This is a genomic window from Kitasatospora sp. NPDC093550 (assembly GCF_044764985.1).
Lineage (GTDB): Bacteria > Actinomycetota > Actinomycetes > Streptomycetales > Streptomycetaceae > Kitasatospora.
On sequence record NZ_JBIWJF010000075.1, the window covers coordinates 1 to 2,203 of the forward strand.

Sequence of the window (2,203 nt, forward strand, 5' to 3'; positions counted from 1 at the left end):
TCGTCCGCACACGACAGAACCGACAGACCCACCTGCCAACCGACCACCGGACACGCGAAAGACCCCGCAGCGACAGAGCTGCGGGGCCTTCGTGGTTGATGCTCAGTGGGCTGTGCGCCCCAGGCGTTCGATATCGGCCCGGGTATAGCGGTTCCAGCGGCCGGGCGTGAGGCCGTGGCGTTCGGCGGTGACGTCGAATCTGCCGGTAGACCATCCGAGAAGGTCGGCGGCCTCGACGTTGGTGAGGCTCTGCTCGATCCAGCTCAGACGGGCGGTGATGACGGCGGTGACGCCTTCGTGCTGCAGGGCATCGAGGTCCTCGATGCTGTACATCGGCCAGCCCTTGAACTCGCCCACGGGGTGCAGGACACCCTGTTCGGCCAGGTCCTGGATGTCGGTGCGCTCGACGGTCAGACCGGTTTGCTCGCTGAGGTACTCGGCTGCCTTCTGGGACCCGAGTCCGGGGTGGTCGCCGAGTTCGGCGGTGATCCGCGGAACGAGGTCGGTGAGGGGTCCGACTGCGGCTTCGGACCAGCGGCCGCCTTCCAGGTCGGGGGCCGGGATCAGGCCTCGCTGCTGAGCGCGGGTGACCTGCCAGTCCTTGAGGCCGAGGTGACGGGCCAGCTGGACCGGTCCGAAGCCTTCCTTGCCCCGTCGGGTCCTGGCGGGCGGTACGGGCTTCGTCTCGGGAGCTGGTGCGGGCGCGGCCTCCTCTCCGAGCTGGGCGAGGATCTGCTCGACCTGGTCCGGCAGCGTCCTGGCCACGCTCTGAGACCAGCGGCGGCCGTCGACGTCGGGTGGCGGGACCAGCCCCAGGTTCTGAGCACGACGCAACTGGGACTCCTTGAGCCCCAGCCAGCGGGCGAGCTGGACTGGTCCGAAATCGTCCTGGGATCGGGTCACTGTCCAGGCTCCTCTGCTGGCGTGCGATGGTCTGAAGATGGTTCTCGTCCGGGAACCGGATCGGTGCCCCGGGGTGGGAAACGTCGGCGGGGGCCGGCGATGGTCCGGGTGTCGGCGTAGTGCCAGATGTCGGCGCGGCGGTAACGCCGGCGCATACGGCCGCTGGGAAGTTCCTCCTCCACCGCGGGCTGTGGCCAGTTCCGCGGGGGATTCTTGGGGTAGTGCGTGATGCTGGTCGGCTCCACGCCCAGGATGCGGGCGGCCTGAGACAGCGTGACGAGGTCTTCCGGGTCACCGGAGCGGTCGACGTCGAGTTCCGTGCGCTGGGCGCGCCGACGGTAGTCGGCGTACCAGGCGTCCCATTCGTCGGCGTCCCAGTAGGTCGTCTGCTGTACGGTCTTGACCGGTTCGGGGTGGCCGTTCTCCTCACGCAGGGACCACATCCGGTCGAGGGTCCCCCGGGCCAGACCGTGCCTGGCAGCCAGGTCGGCACGGGATTCCAGGTCTCGCGTGTCGCCCCGCTCCTGGTACCAGCGGTCCCACTCCTCGCGGTCCCAGACCAGTTCGCGGCCGACCGTGCCGACGGCCTCGGGGTGGCCTGTCAGGCTACGGTTTCGGTGCCATTTCTCCAGCGGGGACAGGGACATCCCGTACCTGTCCATGAGGTCACGCCGTGTGTAGACCTCACGGCCGTCCAGCGTCGTCACACCATGCTCCTGGTTGCTCTGGGCCGGGCGCACCGGATAGCTCGGGGCGCCTAGGATGGGCTGCGTCGTTTCCTGGAAGGGCTGAAAGGGCCTTCGGTCGGGAAACGCACAGGGCGGTCGGTGGTCTGCCAGCGTTTTTCCACCGGCCGCCCACTTCTGTCCTCGACGTGAAGCCATTCGCCATGTCGAATATTGCCTGATTTTTCGGCGGTTCTCCAGGCCGGAAGCTGTCGTCGACCGCTGGTCCCGAGCTGGGTGTCGGCCCCATGGCCGGCGCCAGCGTGGCCGGTGAGGAACGAACCGGCCACGCCCCGCCCACGCAGTGGGCGCAACAAGACGGCCGTCCCCGCAGGGGACGACCGCGGCCCGGCGGCCCGGGACGGGCTCTGACGGCCCCCAGGGCCGGCGGAGACCGGCACGGTGAACGCCGCCGGGCCACCAGCGCAGCCGCCCGCGAAGCGGGCGTCCTTGCCCTTGCCGGCCCGCCAGGGCCGGCAAGGGCCCCTGCCCTTCGGGCGGGTGTGCCGGGGGCGGGGCTCTTGCGAGTTCCCCGCCCCCGGCGGCTGTCAGATCTCGGTACCGGCGTCGAGGGT

The 2,203-nt window shown here is 70.0% G+C and carries 2 protein-coding genes; both read right to left on the reverse strand.

Translation table 11 applies throughout. The annotated features are described in order from the left end of the window. Positions 1 to 102: 102 nt before the first annotated feature. A complete protein-coding gene (locus ACIRD3_RS40480) occupies positions 103 to 903 on the reverse strand; it encodes a hypothetical protein (RefSeq protein ID WP_402227136.1) in 801 nt (266 codons plus the stop codon). Further along, positions 900 to 1,610 carry a hypothetical protein gene (locus tag ACIRD3_RS40485; RefSeq protein ID WP_402227137.1) on the reverse strand — a complete coding sequence of 237 codons (711 nt, stop codon included), beginning with the start codon at positions 1,608 to 1,610 and terminating at the stop codon, positions 900 to 902. Before ACIRD3_RS40485 ends, ACIRD3_RS40480 begins: the two co-directional genes overlap by 4 nt. Positions 1,611 to 2,203 lie beyond the last annotated feature (593 nt).